This window comes from Streptomyces rhizoryzae (assembly GCF_023155275.1).
Taxonomy (GTDB): domain Bacteria; phylum Actinomycetota; class Actinomycetes; order Streptomycetales; family Streptomycetaceae; genus Streptomyces; species Streptomyces rhizoryzae.
On the sequence record NZ_JALMUV010000007.1, the window covers coordinates 46428 to 63745 of the forward strand.

General features: G+C 75.7%; 15 protein-coding genes and 1 pseudogene. 7 read left to right on the forward strand and 9 right to left on the reverse strand.

Annotation, left to right across the window (positions count from 1 at the left end; translation table 11 throughout):
* The first annotated feature begins 11 nt into the window (after positions 1 to 11).
* A complete protein-coding gene (locus tag MUU72_RS08425; RefSeq protein WP_248012524.1) occupies positions 12 to 1616 on the forward strand; it encodes a glycerol-3-phosphate dehydrogenase/oxidase in 1605 nt (534 codons plus the stop codon).
* Between the two features lie 293 nt (positions 1617 to 1909).
* Positions 1910 to 3001: an LLM class flavin-dependent oxidoreductase gene (locus tag MUU72_RS08430; RefSeq protein WP_248012525.1), complete on the forward strand. Its 1092-nt coding sequence runs from the start codon at positions 1910 to 1912 to the stop codon at positions 2999 to 3001.
* A gap of 39 nt (positions 3002 to 3040) precedes the next feature.
* Here the strand turns inward: MUU72_RS08430 and MUU72_RS08435 are convergent, their stop codons facing one another.
* Complete coding sequence (locus tag MUU72_RS08435; protein WP_248012526.1) at positions 3041 to 3811, reverse strand: SDR family oxidoreductase; 771 nt, start codon at positions 3809 to 3811, stop codon at positions 3041 to 3043.
* Between the two features lie 320 nt (positions 3812 to 4131).
* Between MUU72_RS08435 and MUU72_RS08440 the strand changes: the two genes are divergently transcribed.
* Entirely contained in the window at positions 4132 to 5232 is a 1101-nt protein-coding gene (locus tag MUU72_RS08440; protein ID WP_248012527.1) for a PAC2 family protein, read from the forward strand.
* 129 nt (positions 5233 to 5361) lie between these two features.
* Here the strand turns inward: MUU72_RS08440 and mshC are convergent, their stop codons facing one another.
* From mshC to MUU72_RS08460, 4 genes are all read right to left on the reverse strand, one after another.
* Positions 5362 to 6591, reverse strand: a complete 1230-nt coding sequence (gene mshC / locus MUU72_RS08445) for a cysteine--1-D-myo-inosityl 2-amino-2-deoxy-alpha-D-glucopyranoside ligase (protein WP_248012528.1) — start codon at positions 6589 to 6591, stop codon at positions 5362 to 5364.
* Between the two features lie 132 nt (positions 6592 to 6723).
* Positions 6724 to 7632, reverse strand: coding sequence for an SCO1664 family protein (locus tag MUU72_RS08450; RefSeq protein WP_248012529.1), 909 nt, complete (start codon positions 7630 to 7632; stop codon positions 6724 to 6726).
* Positions 7596 to 8186, reverse strand: a complete 591-nt coding sequence (locus tag MUU72_RS08455) for a DUF3090 domain-containing protein (RefSeq protein ID WP_248012530.1) — start codon at positions 8184 to 8186, stop codon at positions 7596 to 7598. Before MUU72_RS08455 ends, MUU72_RS08450 begins: the two co-directional genes overlap by 37 nt.
* A gap of 119 nt (positions 8187 to 8305) precedes the next feature.
* Positions 8306 to 9001 carry a histidine phosphatase family protein gene (locus tag MUU72_RS08460; protein WP_248012531.1) on the reverse strand — a complete coding sequence of 232 codons (696 nt, stop codon included), beginning with the start codon at positions 8999 to 9001 and terminating at the stop codon, positions 8306 to 8308.
* An 83-nt stretch (positions 9002 to 9084) separates the two neighbouring features.
* On the opposite strand from MUU72_RS08460, the gene corA reads away from it, so the two are divergent.
* Positions 9085 to 10077, forward strand: coding sequence for a magnesium/cobalt transporter CorA (corA, locus tag MUU72_RS08465; RefSeq protein WP_248012532.1), 993 nt, complete (start codon positions 9085 to 9087; stop codon positions 10075 to 10077).
* A gap of 140 nt (positions 10078 to 10217) precedes the next feature.
* On the opposite strand, the pseudogene MUU72_RS08470 reads toward corA, so the two are convergent.
* Together MUU72_RS08470 and MUU72_RS08475 are read right to left on the reverse strand one after the other, a co-directional pair.
* Positions 10218 to 10466: pseudogene (locus MUU72_RS08470) on the reverse strand (ferritin-like domain-containing protein); the annotation flags it as partial.
* Between the two features lie 256 nt (positions 10467 to 10722).
* Positions 10723 to 11778 (reverse strand): LLM class F420-dependent oxidoreductase, encoded by a 1056-nt coding sequence (locus MUU72_RS08475; RefSeq protein ID WP_248012533.1) that lies wholly within the window; start codon positions 11776 to 11778, stop codon positions 10723 to 10725.
* A 159-nt stretch (positions 11779 to 11937) separates the two neighbouring features.
* On the opposite strand from MUU72_RS08475, the gene MUU72_RS08480 reads away from it, so the two are divergent.
* A complete protein-coding gene (locus MUU72_RS08480) occupies positions 11938 to 12921 on the forward strand; it encodes an aldo/keto reductase (RefSeq protein WP_248012534.1) in 984 nt (327 codons plus the stop codon).
* Positions 12906 to 15272, forward strand: coding sequence for a helix-hairpin-helix domain-containing protein (locus MUU72_RS08485; protein WP_282503835.1), 2367 nt, complete (start codon positions 12906 to 12908; stop codon positions 15270 to 15272). The genes MUU72_RS08480 and MUU72_RS08485 overlap by 16 nt, the downstream gene beginning before the upstream one ends.
* 83 nt (positions 15273 to 15355) lie before the next feature.
* On the opposite strand, the gene MUU72_RS08490 is transcribed toward MUU72_RS08485, so the two are convergent.
* On the reverse strand, positions 15356 to 16048 hold the full coding sequence (locus MUU72_RS08490; protein WP_248012536.1) for a hypothetical protein: 693 nt from the start codon (positions 16046 to 16048) through the stop codon (positions 15356 to 15358).
* Positions 16049 to 16095: 47 nt separating this feature from the next.
* Between MUU72_RS08490 and MUU72_RS08495 the strand changes: the two genes are divergently transcribed.
* Positions 16096 to 16284, forward strand: a complete 189-nt coding sequence (locus MUU72_RS08495; protein ID WP_018537156.1) for a DUF5703 family protein — start codon at positions 16096 to 16098, stop codon at positions 16282 to 16284.
* Positions 16285 to 16384: 100 nt separating this feature from the next.
* On the opposite strand, the gene MUU72_RS08500 is transcribed toward MUU72_RS08495, so the two are convergent.
* Complete coding sequence (locus MUU72_RS08500; RefSeq protein ID WP_248012537.1) at positions 16385 to 17275, reverse strand: chaplin; 891 nt, start codon at positions 17273 to 17275, stop codon at positions 16385 to 16387.
* Positions 17276 to 17318 lie beyond the last annotated feature (43 nt).

Consider the following 17318-nt stretch of genomic DNA (forward strand, 5'->3'; position numbering starts at 1 on the left):
AGGAGCACATCATGAGCACCCTGCAGAGCGTCCCGGCCCTCGGGACGCACCCGGCCGCCGGTTCCACCCCGGACCGCGCCGAGACCCGGGAGCAGCTGTCCAAGGCGACGTACGACCTCCTGGTGATCGGCGGCGGCATCCTGGGCATCTCCACCGCCTGGCACGCCGCGCAGGCCGGACTGCGGGTTGCCCTGGTGGACGCCGGCGACTTCGCCGGCGCCACCTCCTCCGCCTCCTCCAAGCTGCTCCACGGCGGCCTGCGCTACCTACAGACCGGCGCGGTCAAGCTGGTCGCGGAGAACCACTTCGAGCGGCGCGCGGTCTCCCGCCAGGTCGCCCCGCACCTGGCCAACCCGCTCACCTTCTACCTGCCGGTCTACAAGGGCGGCCCGCATGGCGCGGCCAAGCTCGGCGCGGGCGTCTTCGCCTACTCCGCGCTCTCCGCGTTCGGCGACGGCGTCGGCCACGTCATAAGCCCGGCCCGGGCGCAGCGCGACGTCCCCGAGCTGCGGACGGAGAACCTCAAGGCCGTGGCCGTGTACGGCGACGACCAGATGAACGACTCCCGGATGGCGCTGATGACCGTCCGCGCGGCCGTCGCGGCCGGCGCCACGGTCCTCAACCACGCCGAGGTCACCGGCCTGCGCTTCACCCAGGGCCGGGTCACCGGCGCGGAGCTGAAGGACCGCCTGGACGGCAGCGAGTTCGGCGTCAACGCCCGCCTCGTCCTCAACGCCACCGGCCCGTGGGTGGACCACCTGCGCACGATGGAGGACCCGAACGCGGCCCCCTCCATCCGGCTGTCCAAGGGCGCCCACCTGGTCCTCAAGCGCACCTCCCCCTGGAAGGCCGCGCTGGCCACCCCGATCGACAAGTACCGCATCACCTTCGCCCTCCCCTGGGAGGACATGCTGCTGCTCGGCACCACCGACGAGGAGTACGAGGGCGACCCGGCGGACGTCGCGGTCACCGAGAAGGACATCGCCCAGATCCTGGACGAGGCCGCCTTCTCCGTCCGCGACCAGCAGCTCTCCCGCGACCTGATCACCTACTCGTTCGCCGGTCTGCGGGTGCTGCCCGGCGGCCCCGGCGACACCTCCAAGGCCAAGCGGGAGACGGTGGTCACCGAGGGCCGCGGCGGGATGCTGTCGGTGGCCGGCGGCAAGTGGACGACGTTCCGGCACATCGGGCGCACGGTGATGAACAAGCTCGCCGCGCTGCCCGGCCACCCGCTGGCCGAGGACATGGAGCCGATCGCGCAGCTGCCCAAGAAGCTCCCGCTGCCCGGTATCGCCAACCCCAACGCGGTCGCCCACCGGCTGCTGGTGGACGGCGGCACCCCCGGCCCGCGGATGGCCGCCGACACCGCGCGCCACCTCGCCACCCACTACGGCTCGCTGTCCTTCGACATCGCCCGGCTGGCGAACGACGACCCGGCGCTGGCCGAGCGGATCCACCCCGACGCGCCGGAGATCTGGGCGCAGGTCGTCTACGCCCGTGACCACGAGTGGGCCGAGACCGCCGACGACGTGCTGCGCCGCCGGACCACGCTGACCATCCGCGGCCTGGACACCGCGGACGTCCGGGGCCGGGTCGAGGAGCTGCTGAAGCGCTGAGGCGTGCTCCGGGGCGCGCGCTGCGGACGGCGCCCCGGTCCTCGCCGCACGGCCCGTCAGAAGGCCGGGCGGCGCACGGTGATGGGGCGGCCGGGGGGCCGCCCCATCGGCGTTCCCGGCGGCCGGGGGGCCGCCCCATCGGCGTTCCCGGCGGCCGCGCGCCCCGTGCACGCCGGCCCGCCACGCGGCCGACACACGGCGGCAACGTCCCGCGCGCACAGTGGGAGGGGCCCCCGCGCCGCCCCGGCGGAACCGCGGCCGGCGCGCCGCGCCCCTCCCGCCGGAAGGACACCGTGAAATTCTCCGTGCTCTCCCTCATCGGCCACGCTCCGCACCCGCTGACCGGCCACCTCCCCACCGCCGCCGACCGGTTCGCCGAGGTGGTGGAGGCCGGCGTGGCGGCCGAGCGGCTGGGTTTCGACGCGTACGCGGTCGGCGAGCGGCACGCCGGGCCGTTCCTCTCCTCCAGCCCGTCGGTGGTGCTGGGCGCGCTGGCCGCCCGGACGTCCCGGATCCGGCTCCAGACCGGCGTCACGGTCCTGGCGGTGCTCGACCCGGTGCGGGTCGCCGAGGACTACGCCACCCTCAGCCAGCTCTCCCGCGGCCGGCTGGAACTGGTCATCGGCAAGGGCGCGGAGGCCGGGCACTTCGACCTCTTCGGGCTCGACGAGGAGCGGCAGTGGGACCTCCAGGCCGAGAAGTACGGGCTGCTGCGCCGGCTGTGGAGCGAGGAACACGTGGACTGGGCGGGCGAGTTCCGGCCGCCCCTGAAGAACACCACGACCCTGCCCCGCCCGTACGGCGGCCCGCCGCGGATCTGGCACGGCTCCGCCACCAGCCGCACCTCCCCCGAACTCGCCGCCCGGCACGGCGATCCGCTGTTCACCGCCAACGCGATCCAGCCGCGCGCCGCCTACGCCCGGCTGATCGCCTACTACCGCGAGCGGTTCGCCGCGTACGGGCACGACCCGGCGCGGGCCCGGGTGGCCGCCGGCTCCGGCGGTCTGCTGATCGCGGATACCGAACGGGCCGCGATCGCCCGCTACAAGGACCTCTACGAGGCGAAGGTCGCGCAGAGCTTCCGGCCGCACCTGGCCGGCCGGGCCGGCTACAACACCCCGTTCCGCACCATCGAGGACGCCCTCGCCGACGGCCCGGCGCTGATCGGCTCCCCGCAGCAGATCATCGACAAGATCCTCGGCTTCCACGCGGCGTACGGGCACGATCTCCAGTCGGTCACCGTGGACGGCTTCGGGCTGCCGCTCGCCGAGCAGCTGGAGACCCTCCAGCGGTTCGCCGAGGAGATCGCCCCGGTGGTGCGCCGGGAGGCCCCCAGCACCCTGTGGGAGGACGGCGGAGCGGACGGCACCGGGGAGGGGCGCTGAGCCGGCCCCCGGTGCCACCGCCGCCCGCCGCCGGCCCGCTCAGACCGCGAACCCGCCGTCCACCGCGATCGCGGCGCCGGTGATGTACCGGCCGCCCTCGCCCGCCAGGTGGGCCACCGTCGCCGCCACGTCCGCGGGCCGCCCGTAGGCGCCGAGGGCGGTCAACCCGGCCTGGAGACCGGCGTGCTCACCGTCCGCCGGGTTCATGTCGGTGTCGATGGGCCCGGGGTGGACGAGGTTGACGGTGATCCCGCGCGGGCCCAGTTCGCGGGCCAGCGCCTTGGTCAGACCGGTCAGCGCGGCCTTGCTGGTGGCGTAGAGGGAGCCGCCGGGGAACGCCGCCCGTTCGGCCATGCAGCTGCCGATCGAGACGATCCGGCCGCCCTCGGCCAGGTGCGCGGCCGCGGCCTGGGCGGCCAGGAACGGGCCCCGGACGTTGGTCGCCAGCACCCGGTCCACGTCGTCCGCCGCGATCTGCTCGAAGGGCCCCAGGACGCCGGCGCCCGCGTTGTTGACCAGGATGTCCAGGCGCCCGAACCGGTCGGCCGCGGCGGCGACCGAGGCACGCACCGCCTCCGGGTCCGCGGCGTCGGCCCGTACCGCCCACGCCCGCCCGCCGGCCTCCCCGATCCGCTTGACGACCTGGTCGGCCAGGTCGTCCCGGCTGTGGTACGTCAGTGCCACCGCCGCCCCGTCGGCCGCCAGCCGCTCCGCGATCGCCGCGCCGATGCCCCGGCTGCCGCCGGTCACCAGGGCCGCCTTGCCGGCCAGCGGGCGGGTGCCGGGGGCGGGTGCCGTGGTCGTCGTCATCGTCCTCACCTTTTCCATCCATCTGTCAAATCCATGCCGTACGCACCGCGTTGGGAGGCTTCCGGCCGCTTTGCGGGCTTCCGGGGCCTTCCTCCGCGGTACGGCTCGATCCTGCGGCAGGGCGCCGGACGGCGCTGGCGGGATCCGGACGCCGTGTCCACGACCCGGCGGGCATCGGGCCTTTCCCGGCCCTCCCGTACACACGCTCGCAAAGGGGCTGCGGACCGGCACCGCGGAAGCCGTAGGCTTGGGAGCGCACGCAACGGAACTGCTGCCGGCGGCCGCCCCAGACGGCCCGGCCGGCCGGAAGGAGGCGCTGGGTGATCGAGCTGGAGGGGGTGCCCGAGCTGATCGACCCGGTCATGGTGGCCGCGTTCGAAGGCTGGAACGACGCCGGCGACGCCGCCTCCGCCGCGGTCGCACACCTGGACCGGGAATGGAAGGGCGAGGTCTTCGCCGCGCTCGACGCGGAGGACTACTACGACTTCCAGGTGAACCGCCCGACGGTCTTCCTGGAGAACGGCGTCCGCAAGATCACCTGGCCCACCACCCGGCTGTCCGTGGTCCGGATCGCCGACTCCGACGGCAAGGGCCGGCCCCGCGACCTGGTCCTGGTCCGCGGCATCGAGCCGAGCATGCGCTGGCGCTCGTTCTGCAACGAACTCCTCGGCTTCGCCCACGAGTTGGGCGTCGAGATGGTGGTGGTGCTGGGCTCACTGCTGGGCGACACCCCGCACACCCGGCCGGTCCCGGTCAGCGGCGTCAGCTCCGACGCGGACCTGGCGCGCCGGCTGGATCTGGAGGAGTCCCGCTACGAGGGCCCCACGGGGATCGTCGGCATCCTCCAGGAGGCGTGCACGCACGCCGGGGTCCCGGCCGTCAGCCTGTGGGCCGCGGTGCCGCACTACGTCTCCCAGCCGCCCAACCCCAAGGCCACCCTCGCCCTCCTCAACCGCCTGGAGGACCTGCTCGACCTGCGGATACCGCTGGGCGAGCTGACCGAGGACGCCCGCGCCTGGCAGCTGGGCGTGGACCAACTCGCCGCCGAGGACAGCGAGGTGGCCGAGTACGTCCAGTCGCTGGAGGAGGCCCGGGACACCGCCGATCTGCCGGAGGCGTCCGGCGAGGCGATCGCCCGCGAGTTCGAGCGCTATCTGCGCCGCCGCGACCCCCAGGCCGGCCCCGGGGTGGCCACCGACGGCGGCGTCGCCGACGGCCGCGAGGGCCCGTACCGCCGCGACACCGGCGGCGGCCGCACCCGGCCCCCGCGCCCGGCGCCCAAGGAGCCGCGCGAGCCCCGGCCGCCGGAGGAGTCCGCGCCGCCGAAGGCGTCCGGCGGCCCGCGCACCGGCGAGGACGGCGGCGAGCGGTCCGACGGCGCGGACGGCGACGGTCCGGAGGACACCGGCCAGGAGCGCTGACCGGCCGCGCCGGCCCGGCCGGACAGCCGGAGCCGGAGCCGCGGTACGGGACCCGGCAGGCCGGGCCAGGACACGGAAAGAGGGGCGCCCCGCCCTCGCGGCGGGGCGCCCCTCGGCGCGTCCGGTCCGTTACAGCGCCACGCCCAGCAGCGCGTCCACCGCCCGGGAGACCAGCCCGGGGGCGCTCTCGTCCGTACCGCCGGAGGTTTCCTGCGCGGCGGCCCAGCGGTCCACCGCGGCCAGCGCGGCCGGCGCGTCGAGGTCGTCGGCCAGGGCGGCGCGGATCTCGGCCAGCAGCGCCTCGGCGGGCGGCCCGTCGGGGCGGGAGACCGCCGACCGCCAGCGGGCCAGCCGCGCCTCGGCCTCGTCCAGCACCGCGTCGGTCCACTCCCAGTCGCTGCGGTAGTGGTGGGCCAGCAGCGTCAGGCGGATCGCGGCCGGGTCGATGCCGTCCCGGCGCAGCTTCGAGACGAAGACGAGGTTGCCCTTGGACTTGGACATCTTCTCGCCGTTCAGGGCGACCATCCCCGCGTGCACGTACGCCTTGGCGAAGGGGTGTTCGCCGGTCAGCGCCTGGGCGTGCGAGGCGCCCATCTCGTGGTGCGGGAACGCCAGGTCGGAGCCGCCGCCCTGGACGTCGAAGCCCATCCCGAGGTGCTCCAGGGCGATGGCGACGCACTCGATGTGCCAGCCGGGCCGGCCGCGGCCCAGCGTCCTGCCGTCCCAGCTCGGCTCGCCGTCCCGGGCGGCCATCCACAGCATCGGGTCGAGCGGGTTCTTCTTGCCCTCGCGCTCCGGGTCGCCGCCGCGCTCGGCGGACAGCCGCCGCATGGCCTCGGCGTCCAGGCCGGAGACCTCCCCGAAGTGCGGGTCGGAGGCCACCGAGAAGTAGATGTCGCCGTCGAGTTCGTAGGCGGCGCCGGCGTCGCGCAGCCGCTCCACCAGCGGGACGATGGCGGGTATGGACTCCACCGCGCCTATGTACTGGCGCGGCGGCAGCATCCGCAGCGCCGTCATGTCCTCGCGGAACAGGGCGGTCTCGCGCTCGGCGAGCGCGGTCCAGTCGTCGCCGGTGGCCACCGCCCGCTCCAGCAGCGGGTCGTCGACGTCGGTGACGTTCTGCACGTAGTGCACTTGGCGCTTCGTGTCGAGCCACACGCGCTGCACGAGGTCGAACGCGTTGTAGGTCGCCGCGTGCCCCATGTGGGTGGCGTCGTACGGCGTGATGCCGCAGACGTAGATACGGGCGACGGGACCGGGGTCGAGGGTTACCCGTCCGCCGGTCGCGGTGTCGTGGATCCTCAGGTCGCGGCCCTGACCGGGCAGGGCGGGGACCTCAGAAGCGGGCCATGCATGCATGCCTTGAGCGTAACCGGACGCCGCTTCCGCATACGAACCGGAGTGCGTCTCTGGCCGGAAAGGCGGTCTTGTGTTCTGCCGCAGGGTGTGCCGACGGCAGCTGCCCGCGGCACCGCCCCCGGGTCGGGCGGCTCAGACCGGCGGCCAGGGGATCGCCGGCCACTCCCCGCTCGGCTCCGGGTGCCGGCCGCTGCGCAGCAGCCCCTCGACCCGCGCCCGCACCGCCGCCAGCTCCGCACCGGTGATCAGCTCGGCCAGTCGGGCGGCGAGCGGTGCCGCGTCCGCCAGCGCCGTCCGCAGACCGGCCAGCACCGTCCGCGCCTCGTCGGTCAGCGGCTCCCCGGCCCAGCCCCACAGCAGGGTGCGCAGCTTGTCGTCGGAGTGGAACGTCACCCCGTGGTCGATCGCGAAGAACGAGCCGCCGGCCGCGGGCAGCAGGTGGCCGCCCTTGCGGTCACCGTTGTTGATCACCGCGTCCAGCACCGCCAGCCGCCGCAGCCGCGGGTGGTCGGCGTGGACCAGCAGCGCGGTGCGGCCGGCGCCGATCTCCGCGCGGCCGACCGCCTTCCAGCCCGGCGCCGGCTCGTCCTCGGCGACCAGCGCCAGCAGCTCGGGCACCTCGTCGCCGTCCCCGGGCGGCGCGATCCACTCCTGCACCATGCCGGTCCCGTACGGGCCGTCGCGCAGCACCGTGGTCGGGATGAGGTCCCAGCCGCAGGCCCGGGCGACCTCGTACGCGGCGACCTCGCGCTCGGCGAGCGTGCCGTCGGGGAAGTCCCACAGCGGGCGCTCGCCGGCGACCGGCTTGTAGACGCAGTCGGCGGTGCGCCCGTCGAGGGCGACGGTGCAGTACAGGACGGCGTTGGAGGCGTCGGGGATCCGGCCGCGGACGGTCAGCTCGCCGCGGGCGAGCAGGTCCGGCGCCAGGCTTCCGGCCGGCTCACCGGCGGGCGCGGCGGGCTCGGCGGCCCGGCCGCCGTCGGCGGTGGCGGGCTCCACGGGGCTCAGGCGTCCCGCCGGTATCCGTTCTGGCGCGGACATACGTGTCCTTCCGGGTCGAGCGGCAGGCTGCACAGCGGGCACGGCGGGCGGCCGGCGTTGACGACGTCCAGCGCGCGCTTGGCGAACGCCCGGGCCATCGTGCCGGTCAGCCGCACCCGGAGCATCGGCGGGCCGTTCTCGTCGTCCTGGAGCAGCCGCTCCTCGGCGTCGGCGAGGTCCTCGTCGCTGTCGGCGTCCAGTTCGACCAGCGCCTGGGCCTCGACGATCATCCGCTCGGCCTCGCCGTCCCAGGCCAGCGCCATGGTGCCGACCCGGAACTCCTCCTCCACCGGCATCTGGAGCGGTGCGGTGTCGGCCATCTCGGACGGGGAGACCGCGGGCACCGGGGCGCTGCCGCCGCTGCGCCGGACCACCTCGTCCAGCAGCTCCTCGATCCGCTCGGCGAGCGCCGCCACCTGCGTCTTCTCCAGGGCGACGCTGGTGGTCCGGCCGCCCGCGCTGGCCTGGAGGAAGAAGCTACGGCGGCCAGGCAGCCCGACCGTACCGGCCACGAAGCGGTCCGGTAGGTCGTAGAAGAACACCTGACGGGACAACGTCCTGCTCCGATTGTCTCGAACTGCTGGGTCAGTGGGTCGCTGCGTCCTCAAGGCCGCCGCGCGGACACCGGGGCGTCGCGGGCAGCGCCGTCGCACCACCCTACTGCGCCCGCTGATCACGCTGCGCCCGCACCGCCTCCCACGGCCGCGTCCCGCTCGCTCCCGGCGGTGCCGTCCTCCCGCGGCACCAGCGAGGCGAGGTCGCCGGTGTCGCCGAGCCGGACCAGGTAGGGGCGCAGCCGGGTGTAGCGGACCACGGTCACCGAGCACGGCTCGACGGAGATCCGCTGGAAGAGGTCGAGGTGCAGGCCCAGGGCGTCGGCGACCAGGGATTTGATGATGTCACCGTGCGAGCACATCAGGTAGACCGCTTCGGCACCGGCCTGCTCGGCGACCCGGTCGTTCCACTCCCGGACCGCGGCCACCGCGCGGTTCTGCATCTCCCGCATCGGCTCGCCGCCGGGGAACCCGGCGGCGGAAGGGTGCTGCTGGACGGTCTCCATCAGCGGCTCGTCGGCCAGCTCGGCGAGCTTGCGGCCCGACCAGTCGCCGTAGTCGCACTCGGTGATCCGCTCGTCGGTGGCCAGGCGCAGCCCGGGGCGGGCCGCGAGCAGCGGCGCCAGGGTCTCCCGGCAGCGCTGGAGGGGGCTGGAGACGGCGAGGGCCAGCGGGATCCCGGCGAGGCGGCCGGGCAGCGCCGCGGCCTGCGCGGCGCCCCGCTCGTCGAGGGCGACGCCGGGAGTCCGGCCGGCGAGGACGCCGGCGGTGTTGGCGGTGGAGCGGCCGTGCCGCACCAGGATCAGCGTGGGCATGACCGCCAGCCTAGGTGGTGGCGCCGCCGTCCCGCCGCCCCGCTGCCGGCTTCCCCGGGCAGGCGGCCGGGCGGCGGGTGAGAATGCCTGGTGTGATCGTGGACTGCGCCATCTACCGCGAGGGCCGCCGCCATGAGTGCGCGACGGATTTCTCCCGCGCGCTGGACGCGGCGCGGGCGGAGGGCCGCTCCTTCCTGTGGCTGGGCATGTACGAGCCCACCCAGCACGAGTTCGACCAGGTCAGCAGCGAGTTCCGGCTGCATCCGCTGGCCGTGGAGGACGCCCTCAACGCCCACCAGCGGCCGAAGCTGGAGGTCTACGACGACTCGCTGTTCGTGGTGCTCAAACCGATCACCTACGACGTCACCGCGGACACCGTCACCGCCTCGGAGCTGATGGTCTTCGTCGGCGACTCGTTCGTGGTCACCGTCCGGCACGGCACGGCCAGCCCGCTGGCGGCGGTCCGGCAGCGGCTGGAGCACCACCCGGAGATCCTCCGGCACGGCCCGGGCGCGGTGCTGTACGCGGTCAGCGACGCGGTGGTCGACCACTACATCGAGGTGGCCGCGGAACTCCAGCTGGACCTGGAGGAGTTGGAGGCGGAGGTGTTCGCGCCGATCCGCCGGGAGACCCGGCACACCGCGATGCGGATCTACACCTTCAAGCGCGAGATCATGGAGTTCCGCCGGGCCACCGTCCCGCTGGCCGAGCCGATGGCGCGCCTCCAGAGCCCGGGCGTGCCCTTCGTCCACGACCAGGCCCGGCCGTTCTTCCGGGACGTCGGCGACCACCTGACCCGCGCCAACGAGTCGGTGGAGGGCCTGGACCGGCTGCTGTCCGACGTGCTGGCCGCCCACCTGGCGCAGATGGGCGTCCGGCAGAACGACGACATGCGCAAGATCTCCGCCTGGGCGGCGCTGGCCGCCGTACCGACCCTGATCGCCGGCATCTACGGCATGAACTTCCGCGACATGCCGGAGCTGAACTGGTCGCTGGGGTACCCGGCGATCCTGCTGGTGATGGCGGTCATCGAGGTGTCGCTGTACCGGCTGTTCAAGCGCCGCGGCTGGCTGTGAGCGCGACGTCCCGGCGGGCGCCGGCGGCCGGCCCGCTCAGGCGAACTCCGGTGCGGGGGCGGCCGGTCCGCCCAGCGCGTCGCGCCGCTCGGGCATCCGCAGGCTGACCATCCGCCGCCAGCCGGCCAGCCGCTCGCAGCGGGGACCGCGGTGGGTGTCAGTCCGCGCCGGCGCAGCAGGGCCCGGAAGATCCGGCCGTGCTTGTCCTCGTCGGCGCCGTGCCGGGCGACCTTGGGCGCCAGGTCGCTCAGGGCGGCCGGGAGCAGGGCGGCGATCCGGCCGTTCTCCCAGCCGCCCCGGGCCTCGCCGCCGGCCGCGATGGAGCAGAAGAGGCGGTAGGCGGCGTCGTCGTCGAGGATCTCCCGGAACAGGCGCCGGGCCGAGAACATCAACGTCACCTCCGAACGGACCCGCGGGCGGCACCGGCCACCCGCCCCGGCCGGGGCCCGGCAACCGGGGGCCACGGGCGCGGCACCCGTTCGCCTGACCCGCCCGCCGCCGGCCGCGTAACCCGCCCGCAGGTCGGGGCGTTGTGCTCCGTGACGGCCGTGGCGGGGAAGACCCCCGAGCCCCCACCACGGCCGCAGCGCCACGAAGAAGGCCCGGCACGCTCCCGTGCCGGGCCTTCGTGCGGAGGCCGCGGCCTCAGGCCAGCCCGGCGCGCTCCAGGGCCTCGGTGCCGGCGCGCAGCGCGGCCACCCGCTCCTCCAGCGTCCAGCCGGCCGGCGCCAGCGTCAGCGTGGTCACGCCCGCGGCGGCGTACGCCTGCATCCGCTCGGCGATCCGCTCGACCGAACCGAGCAGGGCGGTCTGGTCGATCAGGCGCTCCGGGACGGCCGCGGCGGCGCCGTCCTTGTCACCGGACAGGTACTTGTCCTGGATCTCGGCGGCCTCCTTCTCGTAGCCCATGCGCTGCGCCAGCCGGTTGTAGAAGTTCTGCTTGCGGCTGCCCATCCCGCCGACGTAGAGCGCGGTGTACGGGCGGAACTGGTCGGCGAGCGCGCTGACGTCGGAGTCCGCGCCGAGGGCCAGCGGGAGGGTGGGGCAGACGTCGAAGCCGTCCATGGTCTTCCCGGCGGCCTGCCGGCCCTCCCGGAGGGGGGCGAGCGCGGTCTCCTCCAGGTGCTCGGCGGAGGGGAAGATCAGCAGCGCGCCGTCGGCGATCTCGCCGGTCTGCCGGAGGTTCTTCGGGCCGATCGCGGCGATGTACAGCGGGATGTGCTCGCGCTGCGGGTGGACGGTGAGCTTCAGCGGCTTGCCGGGGCCGCCGGGCAGCGGCAGCGTCCAGTGCTCGCCCTCGTAGGAGAGCCGCTCGCGGGCCATGGCCTTGCGGACGATCTCCACGTACTCCCGGGTGCGGGCCAGCGGCTTGTCGAACTTCACGCCGTACCAGCCCTCGGAGACCTGCGGGCCGGAGACGCCCAGGCCGAGCCGGAAGCGGCCGCCGGAGAGGGAGTCCAGGGTCGCCGCGGTCATCGCGGTCATCGCGGGCGTCCGGGCGGGGATCTGGAAGATCGCCGAGCCGACGTCGATCCGCTCGGTCTGCGCGGCCACCCAGGAGAGTACGGTGGGGGCGTCGGAGCCGTACGCCTCGGCCGCCCAGCAGACCGCGTAGCCGAGGCGGTCGGCCTCCTGCGCCACCGCGAGATTGTCGGAGTCCATGCCGGCGCCCCAGTAGCCGAGGTTGATGCCAAGCCTCATGCCGCTCCCCTTACCCATCAGTAACGTCGCTGTTCCGGGGACTCTAGCGTGCGGGTGCGGCGGCCGTCACCGGCGGGCCGCACGCCGCCGCGCGCCCACCGGGCGGCGGTTGTCCACAGGTCCCCTGATCGCCGGGCCCGGCGCGTAATGTCTGGGCCCATGGAGCAAAGGCACCTCGGCCGCACGGGCCTGCGCGTCTCCCGCCTCGGCCTCGGCACCCTGAACTGGGCGCGCGACACCGGCGAGCAGGACGCCGCCGACCAGCTCAAGACGTTCTGGGAGGCCGGCGGCACCCTCGTCGACACCGCCGACATCTACGCCGACGGCGGGGCCGAATACCTCCTCGGCCGGCTCCTGGAGGATCTCGTTCCGCGCCAGGACCTGGTGATCGCCACCAAGGCCGGCAGCGTCCTGGAGCCGGACCGCCGGGTGGACGGCTCGCGCCGCCATCTCCTCGCCGCCCTCGACGCCTCCCTGGAGCGCCTGCGCACCGATTACGTCGACCTCTGGCAGCTGCACGCCTTCGACCCGCACACCCCGCTGGAGGAGACCCTCCAGGCCCTCGACCAGGCCGTGGCCACCGGCCGGGCGCGCTATGTGGGCCTGTCGAACTTCTCCGGCTGGCAGCTCGCCAAGGCCGCCACCTGGCAGCTGGCCGCGCCGGGCGCCCGCAACCGCCTGGCCAGTACGCAGATGGAGTACTCCCTCCTCCAGCGCGGCGTCGAACGGGAGGTCCTGCCCGCCGCCCGCGACCTGGGCCTGGGTCTGCTGCCGTCGTCGCCCCTGGGCCGCGGGGTGCTGACGGCCAAGTACCGGCACGCCACCCCCGCCGACTCCCGCGGCGCCTCCGAGCACCTCGCCCCGTTCGTCGCGCCGTATCTCGACGAGGCCGCGCGCCGGGTCGTGGACGCGGTCGCCACCGCCGCCGACGGACTGGCCGTCACCCCGCTCCAGGTCGCCCTGTCCTGGGTCCGCGACCGCCCCGGCGTCACCGCGCCGATCCTCGGTGCGCGCACGGCGCAGCAGCTCAGGGCCTCGTTGTCAGTGGAGGCGCTTAGTCTTCCTGACGAGATCCGCCGGGCGCTGGACGATGTGTCGGCTCCGGTGCACCACTATCCCGACCACGACTGGAGCACGCTGTGACTACCGACCGCCCCGGCGACAACCCGCCCGAGCAGGAGGCCGCGCCCGCCGGCGGGGCGGGCGGCGAGGCCGGCGGCACGGCACAGCCCGGCCCCGCCGCGTCCGTGGCGGCGCTGGCGGCGGCGGTGCGGGCCGTGGAGAGCGGTGAGCGCTCCGCCGCGTCGTTCTTCGCCGAGGCGCCGCGGGCCGCCGCACCCGCCGCCCGCCCGGCCCCCGGCGGCGCCCCCGGGGAGGCCGCCCCCGGCCGGGCCCCGCAGCGCCCGGCACCGCAGGCCCCGGCCGCCCAGCGCCCCGCGAGCCCCCCGCCCGGCGCCCAGGAGGCACCGGGCGCCCCCTCCGCGCCCCCCGCGCCGGACGCCGCCGCCCCGCCCGCGCCGCCCGCCCCGGCGGCCCCGCCGCGGCCGGCCGTCGCCGCGGGCCCCGGTATCGAGGGCGTCCGCCGGGTGCTCGCGGCCGGCGGCGCCCCCGAGGCACTGGCCGGGCAGGTCGCCGAGACGCTCGGCGAGCGGGCCGCCGAGGCCCTGGCCGAGGACCCCTGGCAGCTGCTCGCGGTCCCGGGCGTGCGCCCCGAGCAGGCCGACGGCTTCGCCCGCGCACTGCTCGGCGCCGCCTGCGGGCCCGGTGACGAGCGGCGCGCCCAGGCCCTGACGGTGTGGCTGCTGGAGCAGGCCGCGGTCGCCGGCCACTCGGCCCTGGAGGCGTCCGCGCTCCGCGCCGCCCTCGCCCAGCGCGCCGTCCCGGAGCCGGACGAGGCCCTCCAGACCGCCATCGCGGACGGCGCGGTGCTGGTCTTCCAGGACGCCCTGGACACCCCCGGCCGCCCCCGGGCCGCCGCGGACGAGGACGAGGAGCAGCCGGTCCGCGTCCTCCTCGGCCTGGACCGGCTCGCCATGGCCGAGGAGAGCGTCGCCGACGGCCTGGCCCGGCTGCTGAACACCTTCGAGGAGCCCGGGACGGCAGCGGCCCCCGGGACCGGAACGTCCGAGGCCGGGAACGCCGGGGACGCTGCGGAAGCCGGGGACGCTGCGGAAGCCGGAGGCTGCGGGGACGGCGCGGAAGCCGGGGAGGACGGCGCAGCCGGGGCGGCCGGAGCTGCCGCGGAGGCCGGAGCCGTCACCCCGCCGGTCCGCCCCTCCGCCGCCGCGTGGGAGGCCGCCGCGGACGCCGCCCCCTCGCCCTCCGCCGCGGAGCTGATCCGCACCGCCGCGCACAGCGGCCTGGTGGCCCACACCGGCGGCGAGGCGGCCCGCGCCGAGCCCGCCGCGCTGCTCGCCGCGGCCCGCGCCCTCGGCCTGCGGGCCGCCGGCGCCACCCATACCCCCGACGGCCGCCGGCGGCTGGCCGCCCACCTCGCCGAGGCCGCGCCCGGGGACGGCGGGCTGCCGTCCGCCGCGGTGACCGTCGCCGGCCTGCTGTCCGGCGCGGAGGGACCGGGCCGGGACGCGGACGGCGCCCTCGCCCTGGACCTCCTGGTCGTCCTGGACGCCCCGCAGCTGGATCTGGAGACCGCCGCGCTGCTCGTCGAGTCCCTGGCCGACGGCGCCCGGCTGGTGCTCAGCGGCGACCCGGGCGTGCTGTGGTCCGCCGGCCCCGGCCGGCTCTTCCAGGACGTCCTGCAATCCCGCTTCTGCCCCCAGGTCGCCTCCCGCACCCCGGACTTCGGGCCGATCGGCGAGCTGGTGTCGGGCATCGGCATCGGCGAGCTGAGCGAGGTCGAGGCGCCCGGCAGGGAAGTGGTCACCGTCCCCGTCCGCGACGCCGGCGAAGCGGTGCACCGCACCGTCCAGCTGGTCGCCGACTCGGTCCCCCGGGCCCTGGGTATCCCCGCCGGGCAGACCCAGGTGATCACGGTCGGGCACGGCGGTGCGGCCGGCACCCGCGCGCTGAACGCCGCGCTCAAGGAGCGCCTGAACCCCGGCCCCGGCCGGTTCGGCGGCTTCGATCCCGGCGACCGCGTCGCCTACTCCCCCGCCCGGGGCCGCACGCTCCCCGGCACGGTCACCGGCGCCGGCCCGGACGGCCTGCACCTGGACTGCGAGGGCGCCGCCGTGGTCGTGCCGCGCGAGCAGGTCGGCGCCGGAGCGGTCCGGCACGGCTGGGCGCTCACCGCCCACCAGGCGGCCGGTTCGCGCTGGCCCGCCGCGGTCGTGGTGCTCCCCGGCGACGCCGCCGGCGGCCTGACCCGCGCCTGGGCCTACACCGCCTTCAGCCGCGCCGAACGGCACCTGTCGGTGGTCCAGGGCGTGGACCAGGCGCTGGCCCGCGCGGTCGCCGAGGTCCCCGCCAAGGAGCGCACCACCCGGCTGCGGGCGCTGCTGCGCGTCCAGGCCGAGGAGCAGGCCGCGGACTGACGCCTGGCCCGCCGCCCGGGACGGCGGCGGGCCCACGCGGCGGCGCTCCGGCCGTCCGCCCCGCGGGCCCGTTCCGCCGCGCCTCACCGCCTCCGGTCGGCCGGCTCCAGCAGATCGTCGTCATCGTCGTCATCGCCGTCGTCGAGCTCCTCGTCGAAGACCGAGCTGACGTCGAAGCGGCACACCACCCGCTGCGGATCGGCCTGGTCGAACGGCGCGGCCAGCCACTCCCCCGGTTCGGCCGGTTCGTCGGCGGCGGCCACCCACAGCGTGGAGTCGCCCTCCTCCAGGCCGAACTCCTTGTGCCGGGAGGCGATCTCGTCCGGTTCGTACTCCCCGAACAGCACCCCGAGCGCGGCGTGCACACTGCTGCCGACCACCGCGGCCGCGTCGGCGGTGGGGCCGGCCGCGTCATCGGCGGCGTCCGGGTCCAGGGCCGCGATGCGCTGGGCCTGATGCAGCAGGCGCTGCGGCTTGGCGACGGTGTAGTCGCGCCGGATGAGCACGCTCAGCGCACTCGGCTCCTCCGGCCCGGCGTAGGCGGGCAGGGTGTCGTTCCCCGGGATCTCGAAGGGGGTGACCTCGTCGTAGGTGTCGTAGAGCAGTTCGTCGTAGGACTCCGCCGCCGCGGCGAGTTCGTCGAACGCGGCGTAGACGGCGGGGTCGTCCGGCCCCGAGCGGCGTTCGACCGCGTCGAGGTGACGGTCCAGCGCGGCTTTGACCGCCTCAGCGGCGGCACGTACCTCGGCAGCGGAAGGCTGCGCAGCATCAGACATAGTGCAGACGCTATCCGTACCGGGGCCGGTCCCGCACAATAGATGCGATGCCGGAATACGAATTCTGCGATGTGTATGTGCCACGGGGTGTCTCCCGCAAGGCCGCCACACGCCTGCTGACCGACCACGCCGAGTACGGACACTGGGAGTTGGACCGACTTCGTCTCAATCCCGACGGCAGCCGCCGGGTCCGGCTGCGCCGCCGGATCATCCGACAGCTCCGCGCCACATGGTGACCACCGGGAAGCCGTGATCGCAGCAGAGCGGGCCCCGTCCGGGACGGGGCCCGCTCCGTCATGCGGTCACGCCGGGGCGTCCCGCGTCATCCGACGGTGCTCACCGGCGGACGGTGCGCGTGCGCCGGTAGAGGATCGCGCCCCCGACCAGCATCCCGGCGCTGAGCGGCACGGCGTAGCCGAGCGTCCCGGCACCGGTGTGCGCGAGCTGCGACCGGCCGGCCGGCCGCGCCGGGGCGGTGGCGGTGTGCGACGCGCCCGCGGGGTGCGTCCGCGCGACCGGGGTGGCCGGGGCCTGCGGGCCCTGGGGGACGTGCGTCCGGGGCGCCTGCGGGGTCCCGGGGTGGTGCGGGTGGCCCGGCTGGTGCGGGGTGCCGGGGTGGTGCGGCTGCCCCGGGTGGTGGGGAGTGCCGGGGCCCTGGGGGTGGTGCCCCTGCTCCGGCGGCTGCCCGGGCTGCTCAGGGCCGCCCGGGTGGTGCGGCCGGCCCGGACCCGCCGGCGAGACGGTGCCGCAGTCATTGCCGAAGGCCGGGTTCAGCAGCCCGATGACGTCCACGCTGTTGCCGCAGGCGTTGACGGGGACGTCGATCGGCGCCTGGACGGCGTTGCCGGACCCGACGCCGGGCGAGTGCACCGCACCGCCGGCGGCGGTGGCGCCGCCGTGCCCGCCGGAGGTCCGGCCGTGCTCGCCGCCCCGGCCGTGCTCGTGCCCGTGCCCATGGCCCTGCCCGTGGCCGTGGTGGCCGCCGGAGACGTTCGCGCAGTTGTTGCCGAACGCCGGGTTGAGCAGCCCGACCACGTCGACGGTGTTGCCGCACGCGTTGACCGGGATGTCGACCGGGAGCTGGATCGCGTTACCGGATCCGACACCGGGCGAATGCGCCGTGCCGCCCGCGGCCGTGGCGTCCGCGTGCGCGTACCCGGCGGCCATGGCGAGCACGCCACCTGCGGCCGCCATGGTGATCAGGCCTTTTCTTGCGACCTGTCTCATAGTTTTCCCCTGCCTTGTGCCTTACAGGAAAGCGGGCCGGTGG

Bases quoted from the DNA above. Each gene is read 5' to 3' on its own strand.
- MUU72_RS08475 (WP_248012533.1), bottom strand. From the start codon at position 11,778: ATGAGGCTTGGCATCAACCTCGGCTACTGGGGCGCCGGCATGGACTCC.
- MUU72_RS08500 (WP_248012537.1), bottom strand. From the start codon at position 17,275: ATGAGACAGGTCGCAAGAAAAGGCCTGATCACCATGGCGGCCGCAGGT.
- MUU72_RS08480 (WP_248012534.1), top strand. From the start codon at position 11,938: ATGGAGCAAAGGCACCTCGGCCGCACGGGCCTGCGCGTCTCCCGCCTC.
- MUU72_RS08435 (WP_248012526.1), bottom strand. From the start codon at position 3,811: ATGACGACGACCACGGCACCCGCCCCCGGCACCCGCCCGCTGGCCGGC.
- MUU72_RS08490 (WP_248012536.1), bottom strand. From the start codon at position 16,048: ATGTCTGATGCTGCGCAGCCTTCCGCTGCCGAGGTACGTGCCGCCGCT.
- MUU72_RS08425 (WP_248012524.1), top strand. From the start codon at position 12: ATGAGCACCCTGCAGAGCGTCCCGGCCCTCGGGACGCACCCGGCCGCC.
- mshC (WP_248012528.1), bottom strand. From the start codon at position 6,591: ATGCATGCATGGCCCGCTTCTGAGGTCCCCGCCCTGCCCGGTCAGGGC.
- MUU72_RS08495 (WP_018537156.1), top strand. From the start codon at position 16,096: ATGCCGGAATACGAATTCTGCGATGTGTATGTGCCACGGGGTGTCTCC.
- MUU72_RS08450 (WP_248012529.1), bottom strand. From the start codon at position 7,632: ATGTCCGCGCCAGAACGGATACCGGCGGGACGCCTGAGCCCCGTGGAG.
- corA (WP_248012532.1), top strand. From the start codon at position 9,085: ATGCCTGGTGTGATCGTGGACTGCGCCATCTACCGCGAGGGCCGCCGC.
- MUU72_RS08460 (WP_248012531.1), bottom strand. From the start codon at position 9,001: ATGCCCACGCTGATCCTGGTGCGGCACGGCCGCTCCACCGCCAACACC.